Origin of the sequence: Gilliamella sp. CG22, assembly GCF_046635725.1 — a bacterium.
Classification (GTDB): domain Bacteria; phylum Pseudomonadota; class Gammaproteobacteria; order Enterobacterales; family Orbaceae; genus Gilliamella; species Gilliamella apicola_I.
This window is the reverse complement of the sequence record NZ_JBIDFK010000002.1, coordinates 240,256-261,840: the sequence shown is the minus strand read 5'-3', so window position 1 is coordinate 261,840 and position 21,585 is coordinate 240,256. Positions and strand designations below refer to the sequence as shown.

At 34.5% G+C, this 21,585-nt stretch carries 19 protein-coding genes; 5 read left to right on the top strand and 14 right to left on the bottom strand.

Translation table 11 applies throughout. The features are described 5' to 3' along the window. Positions 1 to 19 precede the first annotated feature (19 nt). The 3 genes from uvrB to ACGH46_RS02900 all read right to left on the bottom strand — a co-directional run bounded on the left by uvrB (position 20) and on the right by ACGH46_RS02900 (position 4,690). Positions 20 to 2,023, bottom strand: a complete 2,004-nt coding sequence (gene uvrB / locus ACGH46_RS02910; RefSeq protein ID WP_220216767.1) for an excinuclease ABC subunit UvrB — start codon at positions 2,021 to 2,023, stop codon at positions 20 to 22. Between the two features lie 395 nt (positions 2,024 to 2,418). Next, positions 2,419 to 3,891: a molybdate ABC transporter ATP-binding protein ModF gene (gene modF / locus ACGH46_RS02905; protein ID WP_411604053.1), complete on the bottom strand. Its 1,473-nt coding sequence runs from the start codon at positions 3,889 to 3,891 to the stop codon at positions 2,419 to 2,421. Positions 3,892 to 3,901: 10 nt separating this feature from the next. Further along, a complete protein-coding gene (locus ACGH46_RS02900) occupies positions 3,902 to 4,690 on the bottom strand; it encodes a TOBE domain-containing protein (protein WP_267361187.1) in 789 nt (262 codons plus the stop codon). Positions 4,691 to 5,014: 324 nt separating this feature from the next. On the opposite strand from ACGH46_RS02900, the gene modA reads away from it, so the two are divergent. From modA to modC, 3 genes are read left to right on the top strand one after another with little or no spacing between them, the layout of a single operon-like run. Next, complete coding sequence (gene modA / locus ACGH46_RS02895; protein WP_411604050.1) at positions 5,015 to 5,779, top strand: molybdate ABC transporter substrate-binding protein; 765 nt, start codon at positions 5,015 to 5,017, stop codon at positions 5,777 to 5,779. Between the two features lie 12 nt (positions 5,780 to 5,791). Further along, on the top strand, positions 5,792 to 6,481 hold the full coding sequence (modB, locus tag ACGH46_RS02890; protein WP_267351309.1) for a molybdate ABC transporter permease subunit: 690 nt from the start codon (positions 5,792 to 5,794) through the stop codon (positions 6,479 to 6,481). A 3-nt stretch (positions 6,482 to 6,484) separates the two neighbouring features. Continuing rightward, complete coding sequence (gene modC, locus ACGH46_RS02885; protein ID WP_411604048.1) at positions 6,485 to 7,168, top strand: molybdenum ABC transporter ATP-binding protein; 684 nt, start codon at positions 6,485 to 6,487, stop codon at positions 7,166 to 7,168. Here the strand turns inward: modC and ACGH46_RS02880 are convergent. The 4 genes from ACGH46_RS02880 to ACGH46_RS02865 all read right to left on the bottom strand — a co-directional run bounded on the left by ACGH46_RS02880 (position 7,147) and on the right by ACGH46_RS02865 (position 10,069). Continuing rightward, on the bottom strand, positions 7,147 to 7,899 hold the full coding sequence (locus tag ACGH46_RS02880; protein WP_411604045.1) for a UDP-2,3-diacylglucosamine diphosphatase: 753 nt from the start codon (positions 7,897 to 7,899) through the stop codon (positions 7,147 to 7,149). The genes modC and ACGH46_RS02880 overlap by 22 nt on opposite strands. Further along, the gene (gene ppiB, locus ACGH46_RS02875; protein ID WP_411604043.1) at positions 7,892 to 8,383 is read right to left on the bottom strand and encodes a peptidylprolyl isomerase B; all 492 of its coding nucleotides are present in this window, start codon (positions 8,381 to 8,383) and stop codon (positions 7,892 to 7,894) included. The genes ACGH46_RS02880 and ppiB overlap by 8 nt, the downstream gene beginning before the upstream one ends. Before the next feature lie 75 nt (positions 8,384 to 8,458). Continuing rightward, on the bottom strand, positions 8,459 to 9,310 hold the full coding sequence (gene folD, locus ACGH46_RS02870; RefSeq protein WP_267351302.1) for a bifunctional methylenetetrahydrofolate dehydrogenase/methenyltetrahydrofolate cyclohydrolase FolD: 852 nt from the start codon (positions 9,308 to 9,310) through the stop codon (positions 8,459 to 8,461). Positions 9,311 to 9,379: 69 nt separating this feature from the next. After that, entirely contained in the window at positions 9,380 to 10,069 is a 690-nt protein-coding gene (locus ACGH46_RS02865; protein WP_267361175.1) for a DUF2884 family protein, read from the bottom strand. A gap of 379 nt (positions 10,070 to 10,448) precedes the next feature. Between ACGH46_RS02865 and ACGH46_RS02860 the strand changes: the two genes are divergently transcribed. Next, complete coding sequence (locus tag ACGH46_RS02860; RefSeq protein WP_220216757.1) at positions 10,449 to 10,715, top strand: GrxA family glutaredoxin; 267 nt, start codon at positions 10,449 to 10,451, stop codon at positions 10,713 to 10,715. Between the two features lie 60 nt (positions 10,716 to 10,775). Here ACGH46_RS02860 and tsaB read toward each other — a convergent pair whose 3' ends face one another. The 3 genes from tsaB to rfaD all read right to left on the bottom strand — a co-directional run bounded on the left by tsaB (position 10,776) and on the right by rfaD (position 14,639). Continuing rightward, the gene (tsaB, locus tag ACGH46_RS02855; RefSeq protein ID WP_411598866.1) at positions 10,776 to 11,459 is read right to left on the bottom strand and encodes a tRNA (adenosine(37)-N6)-threonylcarbamoyltransferase complex dimerization subunit type 1 TsaB; all 684 of its coding nucleotides are present in this window, start codon (positions 11,457 to 11,459) and stop codon (positions 10,776 to 10,778) included. Between the two features lie 30 nt (positions 11,460 to 11,489). Then, positions 11,490 to 13,394 (bottom strand): ATP-dependent DNA helicase, encoded by a 1,905-nt coding sequence (locus tag ACGH46_RS02850; RefSeq protein ID WP_411604040.1) that lies wholly within the window; start codon positions 13,392 to 13,394, stop codon positions 11,490 to 11,492. A gap of 318 nt (positions 13,395 to 13,712) precedes the next feature. After that, positions 13,713 to 14,639, bottom strand: coding sequence for an ADP-glyceromanno-heptose 6-epimerase (rfaD, locus tag ACGH46_RS02845; RefSeq protein WP_267351293.1), 927 nt, complete (start codon positions 14,637 to 14,639; stop codon positions 13,713 to 13,715). Positions 14,640 to 14,923: 284 nt separating this feature from the next. Between rfaD and ACGH46_RS02840 the strand changes: the two genes are divergently transcribed. After that, positions 14,924 to 15,931 carry a glycosyltransferase family 9 protein gene (locus tag ACGH46_RS02840; protein WP_267351291.1) on the top strand — a complete coding sequence of 336 codons (1,008 nt, stop codon included), beginning with the start codon at positions 14,924 to 14,926 and terminating at the stop codon, positions 15,929 to 15,931. A 60-nt stretch (positions 15,932 to 15,991) separates the two neighbouring features. On the opposite strand, the gene ACGH46_RS02835 is transcribed toward ACGH46_RS02840, so the two are convergent. From ACGH46_RS02835 to msbA (ACGH46_RS02820), 4 genes are all read right to left on the bottom strand, one after another. Continuing rightward, complete coding sequence (locus tag ACGH46_RS02835; RefSeq protein WP_411604037.1) at positions 15,992 to 16,921, bottom strand: sugar glycosyltransferase; 930 nt, start codon at positions 16,919 to 16,921, stop codon at positions 15,992 to 15,994. Between the two features lie 11 nt (positions 16,922 to 16,932). Continuing rightward, positions 16,933 to 17,880, bottom strand: coding sequence for a glycosyltransferase family 8 protein (locus ACGH46_RS02830; protein ID WP_411604036.1), 948 nt, complete (start codon positions 17,878 to 17,880; stop codon positions 16,933 to 16,935). 151 nt (positions 17,881 to 18,031) lie between these two features. Then, positions 18,032 to 19,801, bottom strand: a complete 1,770-nt coding sequence (msbA, locus tag ACGH46_RS02825; protein ID WP_411604033.1) for a lipid A ABC transporter ATP-binding protein/permease MsbA — start codon at positions 19,799 to 19,801, stop codon at positions 18,032 to 18,034. Positions 19,802 to 19,829: 28 nt separating this feature from the next. Continuing rightward, on the bottom strand, positions 19,830 to 21,566 hold the full coding sequence (gene msbA / locus ACGH46_RS02820) for a lipid A export permease/ATP-binding protein MsbA (protein ID WP_267361167.1): 1,737 nt from the start codon (positions 21,564 to 21,566) through the stop codon (positions 19,830 to 19,832). Between the last annotated feature and the right edge of the window lie 19 nt (positions 21,567 to 21,585).

Below are 21,585 nucleotides of genomic sequence, written 5' to 3'. Positions count from 1 at the left end.
TTCCTTATAAGATGATTAATTAAGAAACCTTAATAAAATCTGCACGTAATTTTTTTATTTCATCACGCAACACACCTGCTTTTTCAAATTCAAGATTTTGTGCTGCTTCATACATCATTGCTTCAAGCTCTTTCACTCTGGCTTGAACCTCTTTGACAGAGACATAATGATACGGTTTACCTGGTTCAAAAGCTTGGACTTTCGCCGTTGATTTTTTAGTGCTTAATCCTGCTTCTAAAATATCTTTAATCTCTTTACGTACTGATTTTGGTGTAATGCCATGTGCCGTATTAAAATCTTCCTGTTTTTTTCGACGTCGAGCGGTTTCATCAATGGTTTTTTGCATTGCTGGCGTAATTTTATCAGCGTACAAAATCGCTTTACCATTTACATTACGCGCTGCACGTCCAACTGTCTGAATTAAAGAACTTTCAGAACGTAAAAAACCCTCTCGGTCAGCATCTAAAATCGCAATAAGCGAGACTTCAGGAATATCTAATCCCTCACGTAATAAGTTAATTCCAACAAGCACATCTACCTTGCCTAACCGTAAATCCCGAATAATCTCCATGCGTTCAACCGTATTAATATCAGAATGCAAATACTTCACTTTCACATTATGCTCCGATAAATAATCGGTTAGATTTTCTGCCATTTTTTTGGTTAAGGTGGTAACTAATACCCGCTCTTCATTTTGCATGCGGATTTTAATTTCCGAAAGCAAGTCATCAACTTGCGTTGCCACCGGTCTTATTTCAATAATAGGATCTAGCAAGCCTGTTGGTCTAACCACTTGTTCGATGATTTCGCCACCCGATTTTTCGATTTCATATTTTGCCGGTGTTGCCGATACATAAATTGTTTGCGGCATAATATTTTCAAATTCAGAAAATTTCAATGGACGGTTGTCCAACGCTGACGGCAAACGAAAACCATATTCAACCAAATTAAGTTTACGTGAACGGTCGCCATTATACATTGCACCTAGTTGGGGAATAGCAACATGGGATTCATCAATAAACAATAATCCGTCAGCCGGTAGATAATCAAATAACGTTGCCGGCGGATCGCCCGGTTTGCGCTGTGATAAAAACCGTGAATAGTTTTCGATACCCGAGCAGTAGCCTAATTCGGTCATCATCTCAATATCAAATAACGTACGTTGCGTTAAACGTTGTTCTTCTAACAGTCGTTGATTATCAAGTAGTACTTTCTGACGCTCTTTAAGTTCGAGCTTAATTTGAGCAATCGCATTTTCCATAATGTTTCTTGGTGTAACATAGTGGGTTTTAGGATAGATAGTAATACGTGATACTTCATTAACGCTATTACCTGTCAATGGGTCGAATAATGTAATTCGATCGACTTCATCATCAAATAGTTCTACCCTTACCGCAAGTTCATCCGAATCAGCCGGAAAAATATCGATGACATCACCACGAACTCGGAAAGTACCACGACTAAATCCAAGGTCATTACGCGTATATTGTAATTCAGCCAAACGGGTTAATATCGAGCGCTGATCGGTAATCGTACCTTTAGTTAAATGCAAAATCATTGACATGTAAGTTTCTGGCGCACCTAAGCCATAAATCGCCGAAACCGAAGCGACAATGACGACATCACGGCGTTCCAATAAAGATTTTGTTGCCGAAAGTCGCATTTGTTCAATATGTTCATTAATCGATGCATCTTTTTCAATAAATGTATCGGTTGAAGGTACATAAGATTCTGGCTGGTAATAATCATAGTAAGAAACAAAGTACTCAACAGCATTTTCAGGAAAAAAAGCTTTCATCTCGCCATATAACTGTGCAGCAAGTGTTTTATTTGGCGCTAAAATAATCGTTGGGCGATTATGTTTAGCAATGACATTTGCCATCGTAAACGTTTTACCTGAGCCAGTCACGCCTAATAATGTTTGATGTGCTATTCCGTCATCAAGATTTTGATTAATCCTTTTAATCGCTTCTGGCTGGTCGCCGGCAGGTTTAAAATCGGAACACAATTTGAATTTTTTCATTACGTCGTAACCTAAAATTTTACCTATTAATAAAAATTATCCCCAAAAGGGCTTGACCTTTTAAAATGTTATATTTTTTGTTCAGTTAACATAAATTCAATTAATCGCCGCTTACTAATGACAACTTGATTTATGATAACTTATTGATATTATTAATTTCATTCCATTACGCTTACAATCTAAACAGTTCAATACAAAACCTTATAGAAACTGAGTTTTTTACTGTTTTGAATAAACTACTCACAGAGTTATCCACAGGGTTGGGGGATAACTCCATAAGTATAGTCTTTTTAAAATTTTTTCAAATTTCAACAAAAAATTTAGGGATTAAATCGCCTTTATTTAATTGTTTTTTTCTATTTTTAAATAGTTTTTAATAGCAAAAAACTAACAAACTAATTAATCTCTTCAATCTTATATTGATAGTTAACATCAGTTGTAGGTACAAAAGTTAATCGATGAGTGATGCATTTAGGGGCATCTTCAGCATGATGAGACACAAATAACAATTGTGTATGCCCATCAACAATTAAGCAATCTATCCAACGTTTGACTAATTCTCGATTTAAATAATCTAATCCTTGTAAGGGTTCATCCAATATTAATAATGTAGGATGTTTAACCAATGCTCTGGCAATCAAAACTAAGCGCTGTTGCCCCCAAGAAAGCGATTGAAACGGTTTATTAGCCTGAGAATATAAACCAAGTAGTTGTAGCCATTTATCCGCTAGCTTATTTTGTTTATCACTCGCTGTTCGATAAACCCCAACAGAATCAAAATAACCGGACAAAAGGACATTTTTAACGCTGGTACTCACTCGATAGTCTAAATGGAAGCTACTGCTGACATAGCCTATATGACGTTTTATGTCCCAAATGGTTTCACCAGAGCCACGTTTACGCCCAAAAAGTGTCAAATCATTGCTATAACCTTGAGGATGATCGCCTGTGATTAAACTTAATAGTGTCGATTTACCGGCACCATTAGGCCCGATAATTTGCCAATTTTGATGCGCTTTAACTTGCCAAGTTAATCCATTAATCACCGCTTTATCGTCATAATAAACATAGCCGTTATTTAAAATGATACGATCTAAGTGATCGGCAAGTTCAATAGGTGATTCATCCTCTTCTGGTAATGACATCTCAGGCAGATTTTCCAAATTAACCAGCTGCTGGATTGTTTCATCCTTTAATATTGTATCTTTTTTGCCCATTTTCAAGAGTTGACAATCGGCTAATAGTCCAATATTTTCAATGAATGGGGGAATATCATTAAATCGATTTAAAACCAATATGATAGTAATTCCTTGTTTGACCAACCCCTCAAGGATTTGAGATAAGTTTTCACGTGATTGCACATCTAATCCGTCAAAGGGTTCATCTAAAATCAATAAATCGGGTTTTACCATTAACGTTCGACAAATCAATGCTTTGCGGGTTTCACCAGTTGACAGATATTTAAATCGACGGCTTAAAAGTTCGCTAATACCAAATTGTTGCGCTAATTGCTGACACAAAGATTCATTTGCATGGGCTTGTTGAATAATTTGCGAAGTCGTTAATCCAGTATCGTGCTCACCTTCACTTAACATATCTGTATTATTTCGCTTCCATTCGTCATCAATCAATTTTTGCAGTTGCTCAAACGAGATATGGGCAATGGATTTAAATTGGTTATCAATTATACCAGATAATAGGAGTAACTCTCCAGCGATAGCTTTCACAAAAACCGATTTACCGCTGCCGTTACGACCAATACACGCTAAACTACTGCCTGAGTTGAACGTCAAAGATTCTATATCAAATACACGATAATCACTAATCTTATAAACCGCATTTTCAATTCGTAACATGGATACCTCCATTTATTCAATATTATATTAAGGTGGCGATAATAATGTGCTGTGGATCAATAGACAGCATAATCTTCTTGTCTTTAGTTATTGCCAATTTTTCTATTTCTTGGGTTAATTTGGTCGCATAAATGGCAAGCCCAGAGGGCAATAATAATTCAATTTCACTCCAATGTTTATCGCTTTTAATTTGCAGCACTTTTGCCGATAAACAGTTTTCATTGAGATGATTAAATTCAATGGCAGGGGCTTTAATGAGTAACATAACAGTTTTATTTGGACTCAATTTTAATCGTTGCACGCTTGATTGGGTAATATTAACTTTCAATTCAGTTTGATTATCGCTTAATAGAACGGTGATATAGCCAGCGACCTCATTGATCTCTAATTGCTTAATACTACCATATAACTGATTACGTGCACTGGTCTGCAAAGATAACTTTGCTGTCGTTTTTAAAATATCATCGAGTGGAACTTTATCATCACTCAATATATTAAAAGCATTTTGCTGTAATTGCGTTAGCAATTCATAAAGCTGAATAAATCTTACTGCATAAGGACTAAGCTTTGTTCCACCGCCCTTCTTGCCACCAATTGAGGTAATAAAAAAAGGAGTCGGGGCTAACGCATTCATTTCATTAATAGCATCCCATGCAGTTTTGTAACTCATGCCGACTTGTTTTGCAGCCTGACTTAATGAGCCTGTTTGCTCAATCGCTTTAAGTAAGGCTATTCGACGAGGATCGACAAACCGGTGTTGATTCAGATTTAATGTCAGTAAAATTTCAGGAGAAAACATGATTTCAGCCATTATTACGCTTATTTCAAAGCGACCATTCACCAAAAGATTTCTATTATTGTAAACGCTTTTTAGCCATCCACCAAAAAATGAATCGATCTTACTAATTGATTGATTAGCAATAAAATGACTTAGCAATTTCCCTATACCGTTAAACACGCTTTCGATTGTCGAATCAATCCTAAATATCAAAAAGTTTAATTGTACTTTATTAACGAATTTTGATAGCATCGCTATATAATATTTTATATAACGATTAGCTATCTGTTATGACAAGTTTAGTTAAACCAATATGATAGGTCATATTAAAACAACCTATATCGAGCGAGGAAGAGGATGAACAAATACATAAAAACATTGTTAGCCGTAACATTGTTAACAGCAACTACCCTATTTAGCGTTTCAGTTTCAGCCATTGAGAAGATAACTGTTTTTGCTGCGGCTTCACTGACGAACGTTATGCAAAATATTGCAAATGAATATCAAACCGATCATAAAAATGTTGAGATTGTGTTTTCATTTGCCTCATCATCGGTGTTAGCCAAACAGATTGAACAAGGTGCACCGGCTGATATTTTTATGTCTGCCGATCAAAAATGGATGACTTATTTGATTGATCATCATCTTGTTAACCATAAAGATAACTTACTCAAAAATGCTTTAGTACTTATTGCACCAAAACAGTCTTCGATTGATAAAGTTGAGATTAATTCTACAACCAATTGGAATGCTATTTTGCCTAAAAATGAAAAACTGGCTATTGGTGATCCCGATCATGTGCCAGCAGGACTTTATGCTAAAGAGTCATTAACAAATTTAGGGGTATATGATCAATTATCCCCTCAGTTTGCACCGGCAAGTAATGTTCGTGATGCTTTAATGTTAGTTGAACGCAACGAAGCCGTACTTGGGATTGTCTACAGCACAGATGCTAAAGTAAGTAATAAAGTGAAAATAGTAGGGACGTTTCCTGCCAATACATTTACCTCGATTGAGTACCCGATCGCTTTATTGAAACCTGAAGCACAAGATTTCTATCAATATTTGCAATCACCCAATGCTAAAATAATTTTTGAAAAATATGGATTTATCACGCAATAACACATTATCACTATGCTACTGACAGACTTTGAATGGCAAACCTTGTTGCTAAGTTTAAAAATTGCAGGCGTAGCCATTGCTTGCAGTTTACCCATCGGTATTTTCACCGCATGGATTTTGGCTCGATGCCAATTTTGGGGAAAATCTTGTTTGGATAGTTTTGTTCATCTTCCTTTAGTTTTGCCACCTGTAGTGTTGGGATATTTGCTACTGTTGACCATGGGCAAACAGGGAATAATCGGTAAATGGCTTTATCGTTATTTAGATATTAGTTTTAGTTTTAATTGGCAAGGTGCCGCGTTAGCTTCAGCCGTTGTTGCTTTTCCCTTAATGGTACGTTCAATTCGCTTGGCGATAGAATCGATTGATTACCGCCTTGAACAAGTTGCTCGCACGTTAGGTGCAAAACCGTTACGAGTGTTTATAACCATAACATTGCCATTAGCCTTTCCCGGTATTTTAATGGGCATAATTCTTGGTTTTGCTCGCTGTTTAGGTGAATTTGGTGCAACGATTACCTTTGTTTCAAATATACAGGGTGAAACCCGTACATTGCCTTTAGCCATGTATACTTTATTGCAAATACCAAATGGTGAATTCGCCGCTTTTCGACTTTGCATTATCTCCATTATCTTATCGCTAGTGGCGTTATTCTTATCTGAAATATTAAACCGCTGGCATAAAAAAAAGATAGCAGGCTGATAAATGATGTTAAATCTTGATGTAAAAAAACAACTTCTCCGTTTTTTATTTGAATTTAAACTTCAAATTCCTTGTCAAGGTGTGACTGCCGTATTAGGGGTATCGGGTGCGGGTAAATCGACACTGATTAATTTGATTAATGGTTTAATTAAACCTGACCATGGTTTTATCCAACTTAATGGCACAACCTTATATGATGAAGAACAAAAAATTTTTGTTTTGCCTGAAAAAAGAGATATTGGCACCGTATTTCAAGATCCTTTGCTCTTTCCCCACTACCGGGTCATAAAAAACTTAACCTATGGTGCCAAAAAAATCACAATGTCACGATTTGATGAAATCGTCGATGTACTCAATATTCGCCCTTTATTATTACGCTATCCAGCCATGTTGTCAGGCGGTGAAAAGCAACGAGTCGCTATTGGTCGAGCACTCTTAACTCATCCTAAACTATTATTAATGGATGAGCCTTTATCAGCGTTAGATATGCCGCGTAAAAAAGAGATGTTAAGCTACATCGAAAAATTGGTTAATGAACTAAACATCCCAATAATTTATGTCACTCATAACATAAACGAAGTCAAACGTATCGCTCACGATGTGGTCATTTTGGAACAAGGAAAATTATTAGATTATGGAAAAACCGATTCTATTTTGCAAAGCGCTTATTTACAAGAGTGGTTATAAAGAGTTAATTGAGCACTATCTTTTTCTTGTTTAATATACGAAACACCATCATGCCATGCACCCAGTACAAGCCTTTTTACAGGTTTATTGTCCACTAAAAAATCATGAACAGCAGGTTTATGTGTATGACCATGCACCATAATATCTGCATGATAGTGTTTCATCATACTGTCAACCGTTTGCTGATTAACATCCATAATATACGCTGATTTAACTTGATTACGTTCACGACTTTGTTGTCTTAATTTTGCAGCAATTTTCAAACGGATGAATAATGGCATCATTAAAAAGAGTTTTTGCAACCATCGGTTATGCATCACTTTACGAAACTTTTGATATTGAAGATCATCTGTACAAAGCAAATCACCATGTAAAAAAACAATTTTTCCGTTCTGTTTTGCTAAGCAATTTATATCTGGTAATAAAATCATATCACAAGAATCTGCGAATCTTTTACCTAATAAAAAATCACGATTACCATGAACAAAATATTTTTTAATATGACGTTGAGAAAGTAATTTTAATGCATCTGCAACTTGATTTTGTAATTTAGAATTAACATCATCACCCACCCAATAATCAAATAAATCACCTAAAATGTAAAGTTCACTGTATTCAGGTAATGTGTCAAGAAACGAGAAAAAGCCTGCGCTAATATTAAATGAATCAGCCACAGGCTCACTATCTGATAAATGGATATCAGCGATAAAATAACGGACAGGATTATTCAACCGTGACACTCGTAATAATCACGTCTTCAACTGGAACATCTGAATGCATACCATTACGCCCCGTTTTAACCGCTTTGATCTTATCAACGACATCAAGTCCATCAACCACTTCGGCAAAAACACAATAGCCAAAACCGTTAACATCTGCTGAACGATAATTTAAATAATCATTATCTACAACATTAATAAAAAATTGTGCTGTGGCTGAATGAGGATCTGATGTACGTGCCATCGCCAATGTACCACGATTGTTTTTTAATCCATTTGCGGCTTCATTTTGAATCGGTGCTTTCGTCTTTTTTTGTTTCATACTCGGTTCAAAACCACCACCTTGAATCATAAAATTATTAATAACACGATGAAAAATAGTGTTATTATAAAACCCCTCTTTACAATACTCGACAAAGTTTTTAACCGTTTCCGGTGCTTTATCATCAAAAGTATTAATTTTTATATCACCATATGTAGTGTGAAATACGATCATAAATGTTCCTTATTTTCATTTTTATTTAATGTAAATCTAACAAATAAACCTTAAATGAGTTTCGATTAATTGAACTCAATTACTTAATTTTTCACAAGCTTGAAGTGTATTGCTCATTAACATAGCGACCGTCATTGGCCCTACACCACCGGGAACAGGTGTTATCCAACCCGCGCGTTTTACGGCAGTATCAAATTCTACATCGCCAACAAGCTTACCGTCAGGTAAACGATTAATACCGACATCAATAACAATAGCGCCGGGTTTAATCCATTCGCCTTTCACATAATTGGCAATTCCGACCCCAGCGATAACAATATCAGCATTACTAACATGCTTTGCTAAATCGACCGTTCTACTATGTGTAATTGTCGTTGTGCAACCCAATAAAAGCAGTTCTAACGCCATGGGACGACCAACAATACTTGAAGCACCAACCACAGTGGCATTTAATCCAGATAAATTGATACCGGTCGATTCAAGCATTTTAACCACACCATAGGGTGTACATGGACGTAAAAGTGGATCACGCTGTAACAAATGACCAATATTATACGGATGAAAACCATCAACATCTTTATTCGGATCGATTCGTTCAAGCACTTTAGTTTTATCAATATTTTCAGGGAGAGGAAGTTGCACCAAAATACCATGCACATCAGATCGCTGATTTAATTCATCTATCAATGCTAATAATGCTTCAGTTGTTGATGTGGGAAAATCATAAGCAAATGAAGCAAAACCAACATCATCACAAGCTTTTTGCTTATTGTTTACGTATATTTTTGATGCAGGATCTGAACCGACTTGAATAACAGCAAGCCCAGGAATAGATAACCCATTTTCAACCCGAACTTTTACCTTATTAGCAATTTCGTTTCGTATTTGTTGTGCTAACGCTTTACCATTAATTATATGTGCAGTCATGAGCTTCTATACTTACTTATTTTAAACACTAAAGTCTTTATTTTCGCAAAAGTTGTTATTAATGTCTATTCACTTATCGTTTGCTTGACTAAGTTCAGATAATATCTGTTTATATTGTGTATCAACATTTGTAATTACCGAACAAATTTTACTATCAAAAGCTTTTAATTTTGGTTTTTGAGTTTTCCACTCATTTTTCGATATTTGTTTAATTCCCCCATAATTTTTGAACAGGCGAAAATGCAAAATACTATTACCGACAATATTATAAAAAATTCGTTGCCCAATCTGTTCACCATCTTTTTTTAAATTATTAAAATTTTTATAATAAAAATGGGTTTCATTATTTTCAGTGATAATCGATTGGTGTAATAAGTTTACTAATCGTTTATATAATTTTTTGAGTTGTTCATGTAATCCGCTATCATCATCCAATTTTGTAATAATGGCTTTTTTGAAGGTTGTATTAACTTCATCTAACAAGTTCAATGCTTGTTGTTCTAATTCTGGAAGTTGTTGACGTAAAGCACGCTGAAATTTTAATGCATTTTGCTTCAATTGAGGAGAAGGCGAAACCGACTGATTATTGAAAATAATCTTTCCTGTTGGTGAAATCAATAAATCATTTTTATCATTAAAAATATGGACATTCTGTTTACTTATTACAATGTCATAGCTGGGTTTTACTGCACATTCTTGGTTAGCAGCAAAAACAGTGAATGAATTAAACAATAATAAAAACAATAGCTTTTTTAACATATCAACTTTTATATATTAAGATTAGTTAAATTATAACCAGACTTTAAATAAAAAACATAACAAAATTTTTATTTGCCATAATAAAATGATCAATTACATGACATAAAAAAACGCCATTAACAAAACCATATTTAGCATAATAACAACGAAACTTATCTTTATAAACAATATTAGTTTAAAACTAGGTAAACACGTTTTTTAATAATTAACCGTTGTTAGAAATAATTAATTTAAAATCAGACGTATTCATTAATCTTAACAGCTAATAATAAATTATTAATAGGTTTAAACTATAAAATTAAATATTATTTAGTGCTTTTTTTTCTAGAAAAGTTAAGTATAGTAACTATTATTAAATAACATATAACCGAGGTGACCAATGTTTACTGTAATTTTTGGACGTTCAGGCTGTCCTTATTGTGTACGGGCAAAAGAATTAGCTGAAAAACTGTCTCAAGAGCGAGATGATTTTTCTTATCGTTATGTCGATATCAATGAAGAAGGTATCACTAAAGAAGATTTATCAAAAAGTGTTGGCAAACCTGTTGAAACAGTACCTCAAATCTTTATTGATGAAAAACCGATTGGCGGTTGTACTGATTTTGAAGCTTATGCTAAAGCACACTTAGGATTATTTAAAGAGTAGTTTAAACACTTTTCCTTGATTGGTTATTAATACTATGCCACCGTTTCAGTGGCATTTTTTTTAACGCCCTGGCAACTTCTTCCAAGTAACTTCGTTACGCAAATAAGTTGGTTCGACATCTTCAACATTCACTAACTCTTGTCTTTGCCATTTTTGGTTGGCAATAACAATCAAATCTTGTGCATGAGGTAACAAAAGATCGCTGCTTTTAATATCTGTTAACATTTCAGGATAAGTTTGCCAACCGGTACCTGCGCTATAATAGCCATCTGTACATTTTCGTTTGACTTTATCAGCGACCTTTTCAGGAGCAATCACGCATTCATCGATCATGGCTTGCCATTGCTCATTAACATATTGATATTGTCCTAAATAAACTTCGTTCATTCTGGCATCGATTGCGGCAATTACGTTTTTGGCTTGATTCAAACGTAAAGCGCCTTGGGCTAACGTCATCAATGTCGAGACACCAATCATCGGTCTGTCAATGCCTAACGCTAATCCTTGAGCAACGCCAATACCTATTCTTACACCCGTAAAACTACCAGGACCTTGTCCAAAAGCGATAGCATCAACTTGTGATAATAGGCAATCGGATTGTTTTAATATTTTATCCACCATAGGCAGTATCTGCTTGGTATGATCTCGAGCAGAAACAAGAAAATCATGCGTGATTTCATTTTGATATAATAGCGCAACTGAACACGCTTCAGTTGAGGTATCAATGGCTAAAATAGTACTCATTTTTTTTCCAAAATAGTCCGTTTTTAAAAGCTAGTGTTTGGCAAGCAAAAAATCAATAACTTTGTTCAGATCACGTGTTCGTGGCGACGGTGGCAAGCTATTAAGAAATATTGCGCCATAAGGTCTCATGACTAAACGATTATCACAAATAATGATTGCCCCTCGATCATCATGATGACGAATCAATCGCCCTACCCCTTGTTTTAGCGTGATCACTGCTTCGGGTAATTGCACATCATTAAAAGCATCGCCACCTTGTAATTGGCAATCTTCCATGCGAGCTTTAATCAAGGGATCATCCGGTGATGTAAAAGGTAATTTATCTATAATAACACAAGAAAGCGTATCCCCTCTAACATCAATTCCTTCCCAAAAACTACTGGTTGCAATCAATAGCGCATTGCCACTATTAATAAATTGTTCTAGAAGTTTAACTTTACTGGTTTCACCTTGAACTAATACTGGTAACGCTGTCAGTTCCCGAAACTGCTTGGCTAACGCATTCATCATCGCATAGGATGTACACAGAAAAAAACATCGCCCATTATTCGCCTCAATCACTGGTAACAGTAGCTCTACCAATTTTTCTGCAATGCCATGTTCATTGGGTGAAGGCATATAACGAGGAACGCACATTATCGTTTGGTGCAAATAATCAAACGGACTTTCTAATATTAACGAATCCGCATTTGTTAACCCTAAACGCTGGGTAAAATAGTCAAGTTGATTATTTACAGACAAGGTTGCTGACGTAAATATCCAGCTCCCTTTGCGTTCTGTTAGTAATTCCGTAAATTTATCCGAGACAGATAATGGCGTTAAAGCAAAGACAAAATGATGATGAGTGCTTTCATACCAATAACTAAAACCAGTCACATGGGTTTCAGTTAATCTATTAAGCAACATTTTATATTGATTAACACGCTCAAAACAATTATCTAAAGTTGATGATCGTCCGACCGCTAATAATAAAACCTCATGACAAAAATTCAACGTATCAAAAAGGTAAGCTATCTCTTTTTTGACTGCTTCTTGATTGAATAAAAACCGCAGATTTCCTTTAGGTGCTTGTTGATTAATCACAAGACGTAAATCTTGCGTGCATTTTTGCAATTTATCGGCACACTGCTGCAACTGTGACATATCTTTAACTTCAGTTCGATAGGTAAGATTAATCTCTTTAGCTAAATCAAAAAGCTGTCGACTGGTTAGTTGTTGCCCAAAATAGTGACAAGCAAGATCGGGTAATTGATGTGCTTCATCAAAGATCATTACCTCCGCTTTAGGGATTAACTCCCCAAAACCGGTATCTTTCACAACAACATCGGCTAAAAATAGATGATGATTCACAACGACAATATCAGCGTTCATGGCTCTTTTACGCGCTTTAACTACATAACAATCGTTGTAATGTTCACAATCACTCCCTAAACAACTATCATTAGTGCTGGTTAATATAGGCCATATCGCATTGTCTTCTGTTACCGTCGTACATTTACTAATATCACCATCTTTAGTTTTGATTGACCAATTTTTAACGCGAGCTAAATCAACCCGTAATGCTTTATCAAGGTCACCGGCTGCCGCGTATTGATGATATAATCGTTCCAAGCAAAGATAATTTGCTCGTCCTTTCAATAACGAAATTTTACCGGTGTAGTCTAATGCTTTTTTGATAATGGGCAGGTCTTTACTAAATAACTGTTCTTGAAGATTTTTCGAACCGGTTGAGATGATAACTTTTTTATCACTCCGTAGCGCAGGAACTAAATAAGCAAATGTTTTTCCGGTACCCGTTCCCGCCTCAACAACCAATGATTTTTGTTTTTTAATTGATTCAGAAACTTTACTTGCCATATTTCGTTGTGGCTCTCTTGCCACAAAGCCTTGAATAGTTTGAGCAAGCAAACCATTTTCAGAAAAATCATCAATCACTTAAATGCACCTAATTTAAAAAGATAATTTAGTTTATATGTAAACGCTAGAAAGTTTATTTAAGGAATAATTCAATATAAAGAAAACATAGTATTTTCATAAAAAAGGGATGAATTGATTGTATTAGAATTGAACAACCCGTAACTTAAATAACCAATATACTATACCAATTATTTACAGCCAGCACTAGATATTATTAAAAACTTGAGGAAAATTACTTTATCAACCCGTCCCTTAATGATATGACGATAAAACGGTTTATTAAGGGACGATGTTGTTAATATGATTAAAAATGCTATTGCCCAAAAAGCGTAAACTTTATTGGTTATTTAACCATTTCATGTATTCGGTCGTACCTTCGGTCACCGATTTGAATTGAATCGGACAACCTGAATTTCTAAATTTGGTTAAATCAGCTTGGGTAAAACGTTGATAACGTCCTTCTAAATGTTCCGGGAACGGTATATACTCAATTTCACCTTTTTTATGATAGTTAAGTACCGCATCAGCTACTGTTTGGAATGATTCAGCTTTACCAGTTCCACAGTTATAAATGCCTGATACTTTATTTTCCCAAAACCATAAATTAACATCAACCACATCTTCCACATAAATAAAATCACGTTTGAAAGTATCACTTCCGGCGAATAATTTAAGTTTTTCGCCTTTGTGAAGCTGTTCATTAAGATGATATGCAACGCTTGCCATACTACCTTTGTGTGTTTCACGAGGCCCATAAACATTAAAATAGCGAAAACCACATACTTGTGATTTAGCCGTTGGTAATACTTGTCTTACGTATTGATCAAATAAAAATTTTGAATACCCATATACATTCAACGGTTTTTCATAAGCTCTATCTTCGATAAAGTTGTCGCTACGACCACCATAAGTTGCAGCAGAAGAAGCATATAAAAATGGTATATCAAATTCTAAACAGTAGTGTAGTAGATCTTTAGAATATTGATAATTGTTTTCCATCATAAATTTGCCATCCCACTCAGTCGTTGAGGAACATGCACCTTGATGAAAAATGACATCGATATTTAAATTTTCGTTGGATAAAATGGCGACAATAAAATCATCTTTATCCATATAGTCAGCAATATCGAGATCAACAAGATTTGAAAATTTTGTCCCATCTTTTAAGTCATCAACAACAAGGATATCTTTAAATCCTTTTTTATTTAGACCTCTTACAATATTACTACCAATAAATCCTGCTCCACCGGTCACAACAATCATAATAATTACCTTTTTAATTAATGAATAAAGATATTATATTGTATAATATCGTTATTTTCGAGTGTTCTTATTCAATCAGATTTAAATATTCTTTATTTGTTTTTCATAATTTGAAAAACATTTTATCTTATTAATGGTTATGTTTTACTGATACAAATTTTGGTACAATAAAAAAATCAAGACAAAACGATTAGACCTAGCCGATGCTTAAAAAAATTATCAATACAATTAGCAAATTAAACAGAAAACGAAATTATTTATTCAAAAATGTAAAACTTTTTATTTTGTCCTTTAAGCTGAAACGGTCTCAATTAGATTTATCAAAAATAGATAAAGTCACCATTCAAGCATGTAAAAATGGACTTGGCGATGCTGTTATCATATCAGGACTGCCTAAAATTCTCGCCACTCACGGTTTTGAAGTGACAGTGCTGACAAAAAAATCCAATGCTTTTTTATTTGAATCTAATCCTTATGTCAGTCAAGTTATTTGTCTTGACAGACCATTAACCAAATCACAGATTCGTGTTTTAAAATCTTTAGAATGCGATCTATTTATTGATCCAAACAATAGAACCAGTTATTCCAATTGGATTTTTAAGATCATCAAGAAAATAAAACCTAAACATACTATTGGCTTTAACTATCCCAATTGTTACCGTGTATATGACTCAATCATCACCTATACGGATTTTAGTGCACATTTTAGTCAAAGATTTAGGTATATTTTAAATAGAATTAATATACAAACAAGCGAAAATGATTACAAATATGATCTTCATTATTCCGATGAATATGATTTACAAGTTGAAGGTCTTTTATCTAATTATCCATCTAAAAAGATCTGTATTTTTAATCCTTATGCATCCTCAGATCGCCGAAGTTTTTCAAGCAAACAGGCACAAGATATTATAGATCTTATGTCGAGTTACCCCAATATAGTAACCATTGTCGTTGGTTTGCCAGATAAAATCAGTAAATTACATCCATCACCAAATATAGTAATTAATCCACTCAATCATTTTTTTCATGCTGCGTCGTTAATTAAACATTGTGATTTTGTTATTTCGGTTGATACCTCTATTGTACATCTTGCCAATGCTTATAATAAACCTTTAATTAGTGTTTATAGTTCTGAGATTGATACTTTTGATCCCCGATATAAAAATAACGATGTGTATAAACCTAATTATGAAAATGCAATACAGATCATTGCACCCGAAAACTCAGCCCAAAATTTAGATATAATGAACTTAAAGCACTATATAGATCAGCTGACAATAAATCTTTAAATCAGATTTCACTTAAAAAATATTATTGTCATGAAGTTTATATAGCGTAAGCTTACTCAGTTATAATGAATTAAAAACATCGTTATAAGCCTGTTTTTCGAAAATATCCGTATCAAGAGCACTATCTAAAGACATATTTTTAACCTCTACTTTTAACGCTTTCATGACAGAACTTGCGTGCTCAAAAGCAGGGAGAATATTTTTTTCAAAATCAGATGCTAATTGTGAATAGGTGATATTGTCTGGCGTCTCATAAAATCGAGGTAAATGGAAATTATTTAAATCAACACCAGCTAAATAAAGTTGGTTAAAACCTAAGTAAACGGCTATTTGAAGCGCCCAATAAACAACAGTTTTAGCCGGAAATACGCCATTGACAATATTTGTCTCAAAGGCTAACGGCTCATGTTCCCGATGATCATTATGATAGAAGTAAATACTTTTATTTCGGGTAGGATCTTTTTCAATTTCAGACAATGTTTGGATCGGTTGATAAGTCAGTTTGAACGCATCTTCAATTAACGCTATTTTACAACAGATGGATTGGTTACCGAAAAGATTTATGATTTTCACTAAACCATCAACTTGCAAAAATAAGAGAAGATCTGGGTTAGCAATAATTTGTTCTACAATCTCAGGTCGTTGAGAAAAAAAGTGAATATCCGTGATAACGTAAAAATTAAAGTTTATTTTGTCCTTTAGACAATATGAGCCATTTACCCCTAAAGTTAATACCGAAGGAGAGTGTTTAAACGTTATTTGATTAATGGATGGCCCAGAAGCAACCATGACTAATTGACCGGTAAAGGCATGTTTTAATGACTTAAGATCGATGATAGGAATCGAGATCCCTTTATAAGCAAAATCGACTATTTGCCCACAATCCCCACGAGAGATTTTGACATGAGGCCAACGTTTACGGTTGTGTTTATAACGCTTAGAGTGCGTTAGTCGATAGATTACTTTAAACAATTCATCACTTAATTTCATTTTGATTAACTTTATTTTTTGTTTTTAAGTTTAATATACATAAATGCATATTTTAAGGCTTTTAATACATGACCACTTTTAAAGAATTTTTTTGCATAGACACGGCAATCAGTTGGTCTCATTTTATCTTGATAGCTGTCTAAACAACTATCTCGCCATGGCGTAAAATGTTTATAAAAAAGATACCAATTCTGGGCAGCACCCACATGCTCATGGTACCAAGGTTTTCTCGCTCCCGTAAAATGAATAAAGTAAGGTAAATTTTTTTCAGTTTCAAAAAACTTATCTTTATTTTTTTCGTTAATCCATGTGAATAAGTAGTTCCAACTAGGATCAACGATTAACACATCATTTTGTAATACCATGTTAAGCGCATCTTGATCAGGATAACGCAACTGACCTTTATGCGATAATAAAAGCGTATTTACTTTATCTTCGGTGTTAAAATCATTCCAATTTTTTACATTAATGTATAAAAAACCTGAATTAAAATAATGTGTAGTCGACAAGTTTAATCGTTGAATATTTTTAGAAACGTTTTCATTATTTAATGAATCAATACCGGCCGCACACACGACATTATCGATGTCGATATTATTTATTGCAGATATATCTTTGAAACAAAGGATATCAGCATCTAAATAGATTAATTTATCCACTTTTCCATTTAATAACCGCGGGACAAGTAGTCGAATAAACATGGAACGATTAAGATGCTTTATCGCATGTTCGTTATCATATTTGTCCAAACATGCTTTAGGTATAGGATAGACGATAATATCTGAGCTTAAACGACTCAATTGATCAATATCGTCTTGTTCGACATCATAAAGAAAAACATGAAATTTTAACGCATTGTTCAAATTGTTAAAATAGATTGATTGAATAGCTATCGCTACATATTTTAAGTAATTTTTATCTGAGCAAAAAGCGATGTTAATCGTATTATGTTTATTCATCTAAATTATTTCCATGATGCACCATTTACTACAAATAATATTTTTAAATTAAATATCTTGCAATTATTCTTTTTACCCTCAAAAATCCAATAGTAGCGACTTTTCCGGTTTGACTAATACAGCTTTTGATTATAGTTTGCGTTCACTTAATTTATTGGAATTGTTTACCTGTATATAAATTAAAGTATATTCCTTTTTTCTCTAATAAAGCTGCGTGATTACCTTGCTCGATAATATGGCCATCATCAATGACTAGAATCTCATCGGCATTTTCAATCGTTGAGAGTCGATGTGCAATCACTAAAGATGTTCGGCCTTTTTGTAATTCATCTAACGCTTTTTGAATGGCACGTTCAGATTCCGTATCTAATGCAGAAGTCGCTTCATCTAAGATTAAAATAGGGTTGTCACGCAATAATGCTCTTGCAATAGCGATTCGCTGGCGTTGACCTCCTGATAATAATACGCCACTTTCCCCAACTTTGGTGTCAAAGCCTTTTTCAAAATTCATAATAAAATCATAAGCGAAAGCCTTTTTAGCGGCTGCTTCTATTTCAGCTTGTGAATACTGATCAAGTCGACCATATGCAATATTATTGGCAATGGTATCATTAAACAGAAAAACATTTTGCGAAACTAATCCAATTTGGTTTCTTAAACAAAATAGAGTTAAGTCTTGAATGTTATGTCCGTCAATCAATATTTCACCTTCAGAAATATCATAAAAACGTGTCAGTAAATTTGTGATCGTCGTTTTCCCTGAACCCGAACGCCCAACAAAAGCCACGGTTTTTCCTGCCGAAACAGTAAAGCTAATATCTTGGATCGCAAGTTGTTGTCGGGTTTCATACCCAAAACTAACATGCTTAAATTCGATATCCCCTTTTACACGCTCAATGTTAAGTTTACCCATGTCTTTTTCGACAGGTTGCTCCAAAATGGAAAAGAGTGTTTGACATGCCGCCATACCTTTTTGAAAACTCGCATTCACACTGGTCAAACTTTTAATAGGTTGCATAAGCGCAACTAAGGAAGAAAAAACAACCGTAAACTCACCCGCTGTGATATTTAAATCTGGATTACTTGCCGTTAATAAGACAAAAGCAATTGCAAATGAAATAACTAACTGAACAATTGGGGTAGAGAGCGCTGAAATAGAGACAAGTCTCATACCGTCACGACGAAACTTATTACTTATTTTAACAAAATTGTTCGACTCTTCGTCTTGTGCACCAAATACGATGATCTCACGATGTCCTTTTAACATTTGTTCAACAGACATGGTGACATTACCCATTGAATTTTGCATGTTTTTAGCTAATCGTCGGAATTTCACAGAAATAAACGTAATTAAACCAATAACAATGGGAGTAATGATGATCAGTGACAATGATAATTGCCAACTGTTATAAAACATCGTATAAAATAATCCACAAATAAACGCTGATTCACGAATAATGATAATTAAAGCATCGGATGATGACGAGGCTACCTGATCGGTATCGTAAGTTATACGAGACAATAATCGACCATTCGAATTTTGATCGTAATAACTAACCGGCGCATCGACAAAATGGTTAAATAACCTTTGTCTAATCCGCATGACAATTTTTCCAGAGATAAATGCTAACGAAACCGAATAGCCGTAGTTAGCGATACCTCGTAATAAAACCAACCCAAAAATATAGATGGGAGCCATAAGTAAAAAACTTTTATCACCATCACTAAACCCTCTATCTAAAAGGGGTTTTAATATTGCAATGAGTGATGTATCGGCAAATGCACTTAAGAAAAGTAATAATACAGAGACAAATAAAATGAGTTTATGCTCAATAATATATGGCCACAATTTCAAAAACGTTTGCCATGTTGATGAATCTTTATCGAGATCATGCTTTTCTTGTTGATGTTTTTTAGTCATATTGTTCTTCATAAATAAATTAATGATATTACGCATTAAATTGCATTTTATGCATTTGAGAATAAATACCATTCAGCGCTAAAAGTGATTCATGATCGCCATCTTCAACGATTTTTCCCTCATCAATAACTAAAATTCGATCGGCTTTTTCAATGGTTGATAATCGATGAGCAATAATGATAGATGTACGATTTTTTTGCAAAATTTCAATCGCTTCCTGTACCAATCGTTCGGATTCATTATCTAATGCTGAAGTCGCTTCATCTAAAATTAAAATCGGGTTATTACGTAACAGAACTCTGGCAATTGCAATCCGTTGTCGCTGTCCTCCTGATAGCAATACGCCGTTATCACCAATTTCAGTATTAATACCTTGTTCTAATTTGTCAATAAACTCTAAAGCATTTGCTAATTTTGCAGCGTGCATAATGGCTTCTTGAGAATGTTTTCCTTTCTCTCCATAAGCAATATTATCGGCTATTGTTCCATTGAATAAATGCACGCGTTGCGATACATATCCAATCTGGCTTCGTAATGATTTTAATGTGTAATCTTTTATATTAATCGAATCTAACAGAATTTCGCCGTTTGTTACATCATAAAAACGAGGAATTAAACTGGCTATGGTGGATTTACCGGCTCCAGACCGTCCAACTAATGCAACCGTTTGCCCCGCTTTTATCGTAAAACTGATATCATTGAGTGAAGGTGTATTTCGAGTAGGATAAGTATAGGTAACATGTCTAAATTCTATATTACCATTAACTTTATCTTTCTCAATTTTACCTTCATCTTCTTCTAATGGTGAATTTAAGATCCCAAATAATGATTCACAAGCTACCGCACCTTTTTGTAATTCAACATGTAAACTGGTTAATTCACGCAGTGGGCGCATAACCGCAACCATAGCAGAAAATACAACGGTAAAAGATCCAGGCGTGATATCCAAACTTTCACTGGCAACCAGATACAAGATGCCCCCTAAACCTAAAGTTGCAATCAACTGGATGATTGGTGTTGACAATCTTGAAACAAATTCAATTTTTAATACGCCACGTCGCACAGTATCCGTTATCTGGCTAAAATTACGTTTTTCGTAATCCTTGGCATTAAATATTAATACCTCTTTATGACCGTTTAACATTTCATCGGCAGCGGTGGTAATTTCACCCATCCCTTTTTGCATCGATTTAATGGTTTCTCTAAATTTTTTGGCAATAAATTGTGCGATAAAAATGATTAAAGGAACAATGATAAATAGCACTAATGCTAATTTCCAACTACCATAAAACATGACACAACAAAGTCCAATGGCGTAGGTAATTTCTCGAACCAAGATAATTAATGCATCAGATGAAGCTTTGGATAAGAGTTGTGTATTGAATGTGATAACTGACACAAGGTCACCCACAGAACTCTTATCATGGAAGCTAACGGGGCTTTTAACAAGATGATTGAAGATTAACTGCCTAAATTTGGTGACAACTTTGCCCGACAACCACGATAGACAGTAGGTCGATGCGTAGTTTGACAATCCTCTTAACAGTATTAAACCAATGATCGAACCAGCAATGATCATCAATAACGAATAATTTTTTCCCATTAAACCATGATCCAATAACGGTTTTGTAAGAGAAATTAGCGTAGCATCAGTAGCGGCATTTAATAGCAATCCAAACACGGCCGCAATTAATGCTTTTTTGTATGGTGCAACAAAAGGCCAAAGCAGTCTAAGTGTTTTCCAAGAGGTATATTTGTCCGACATAAAGTTAATTAAAAATTAT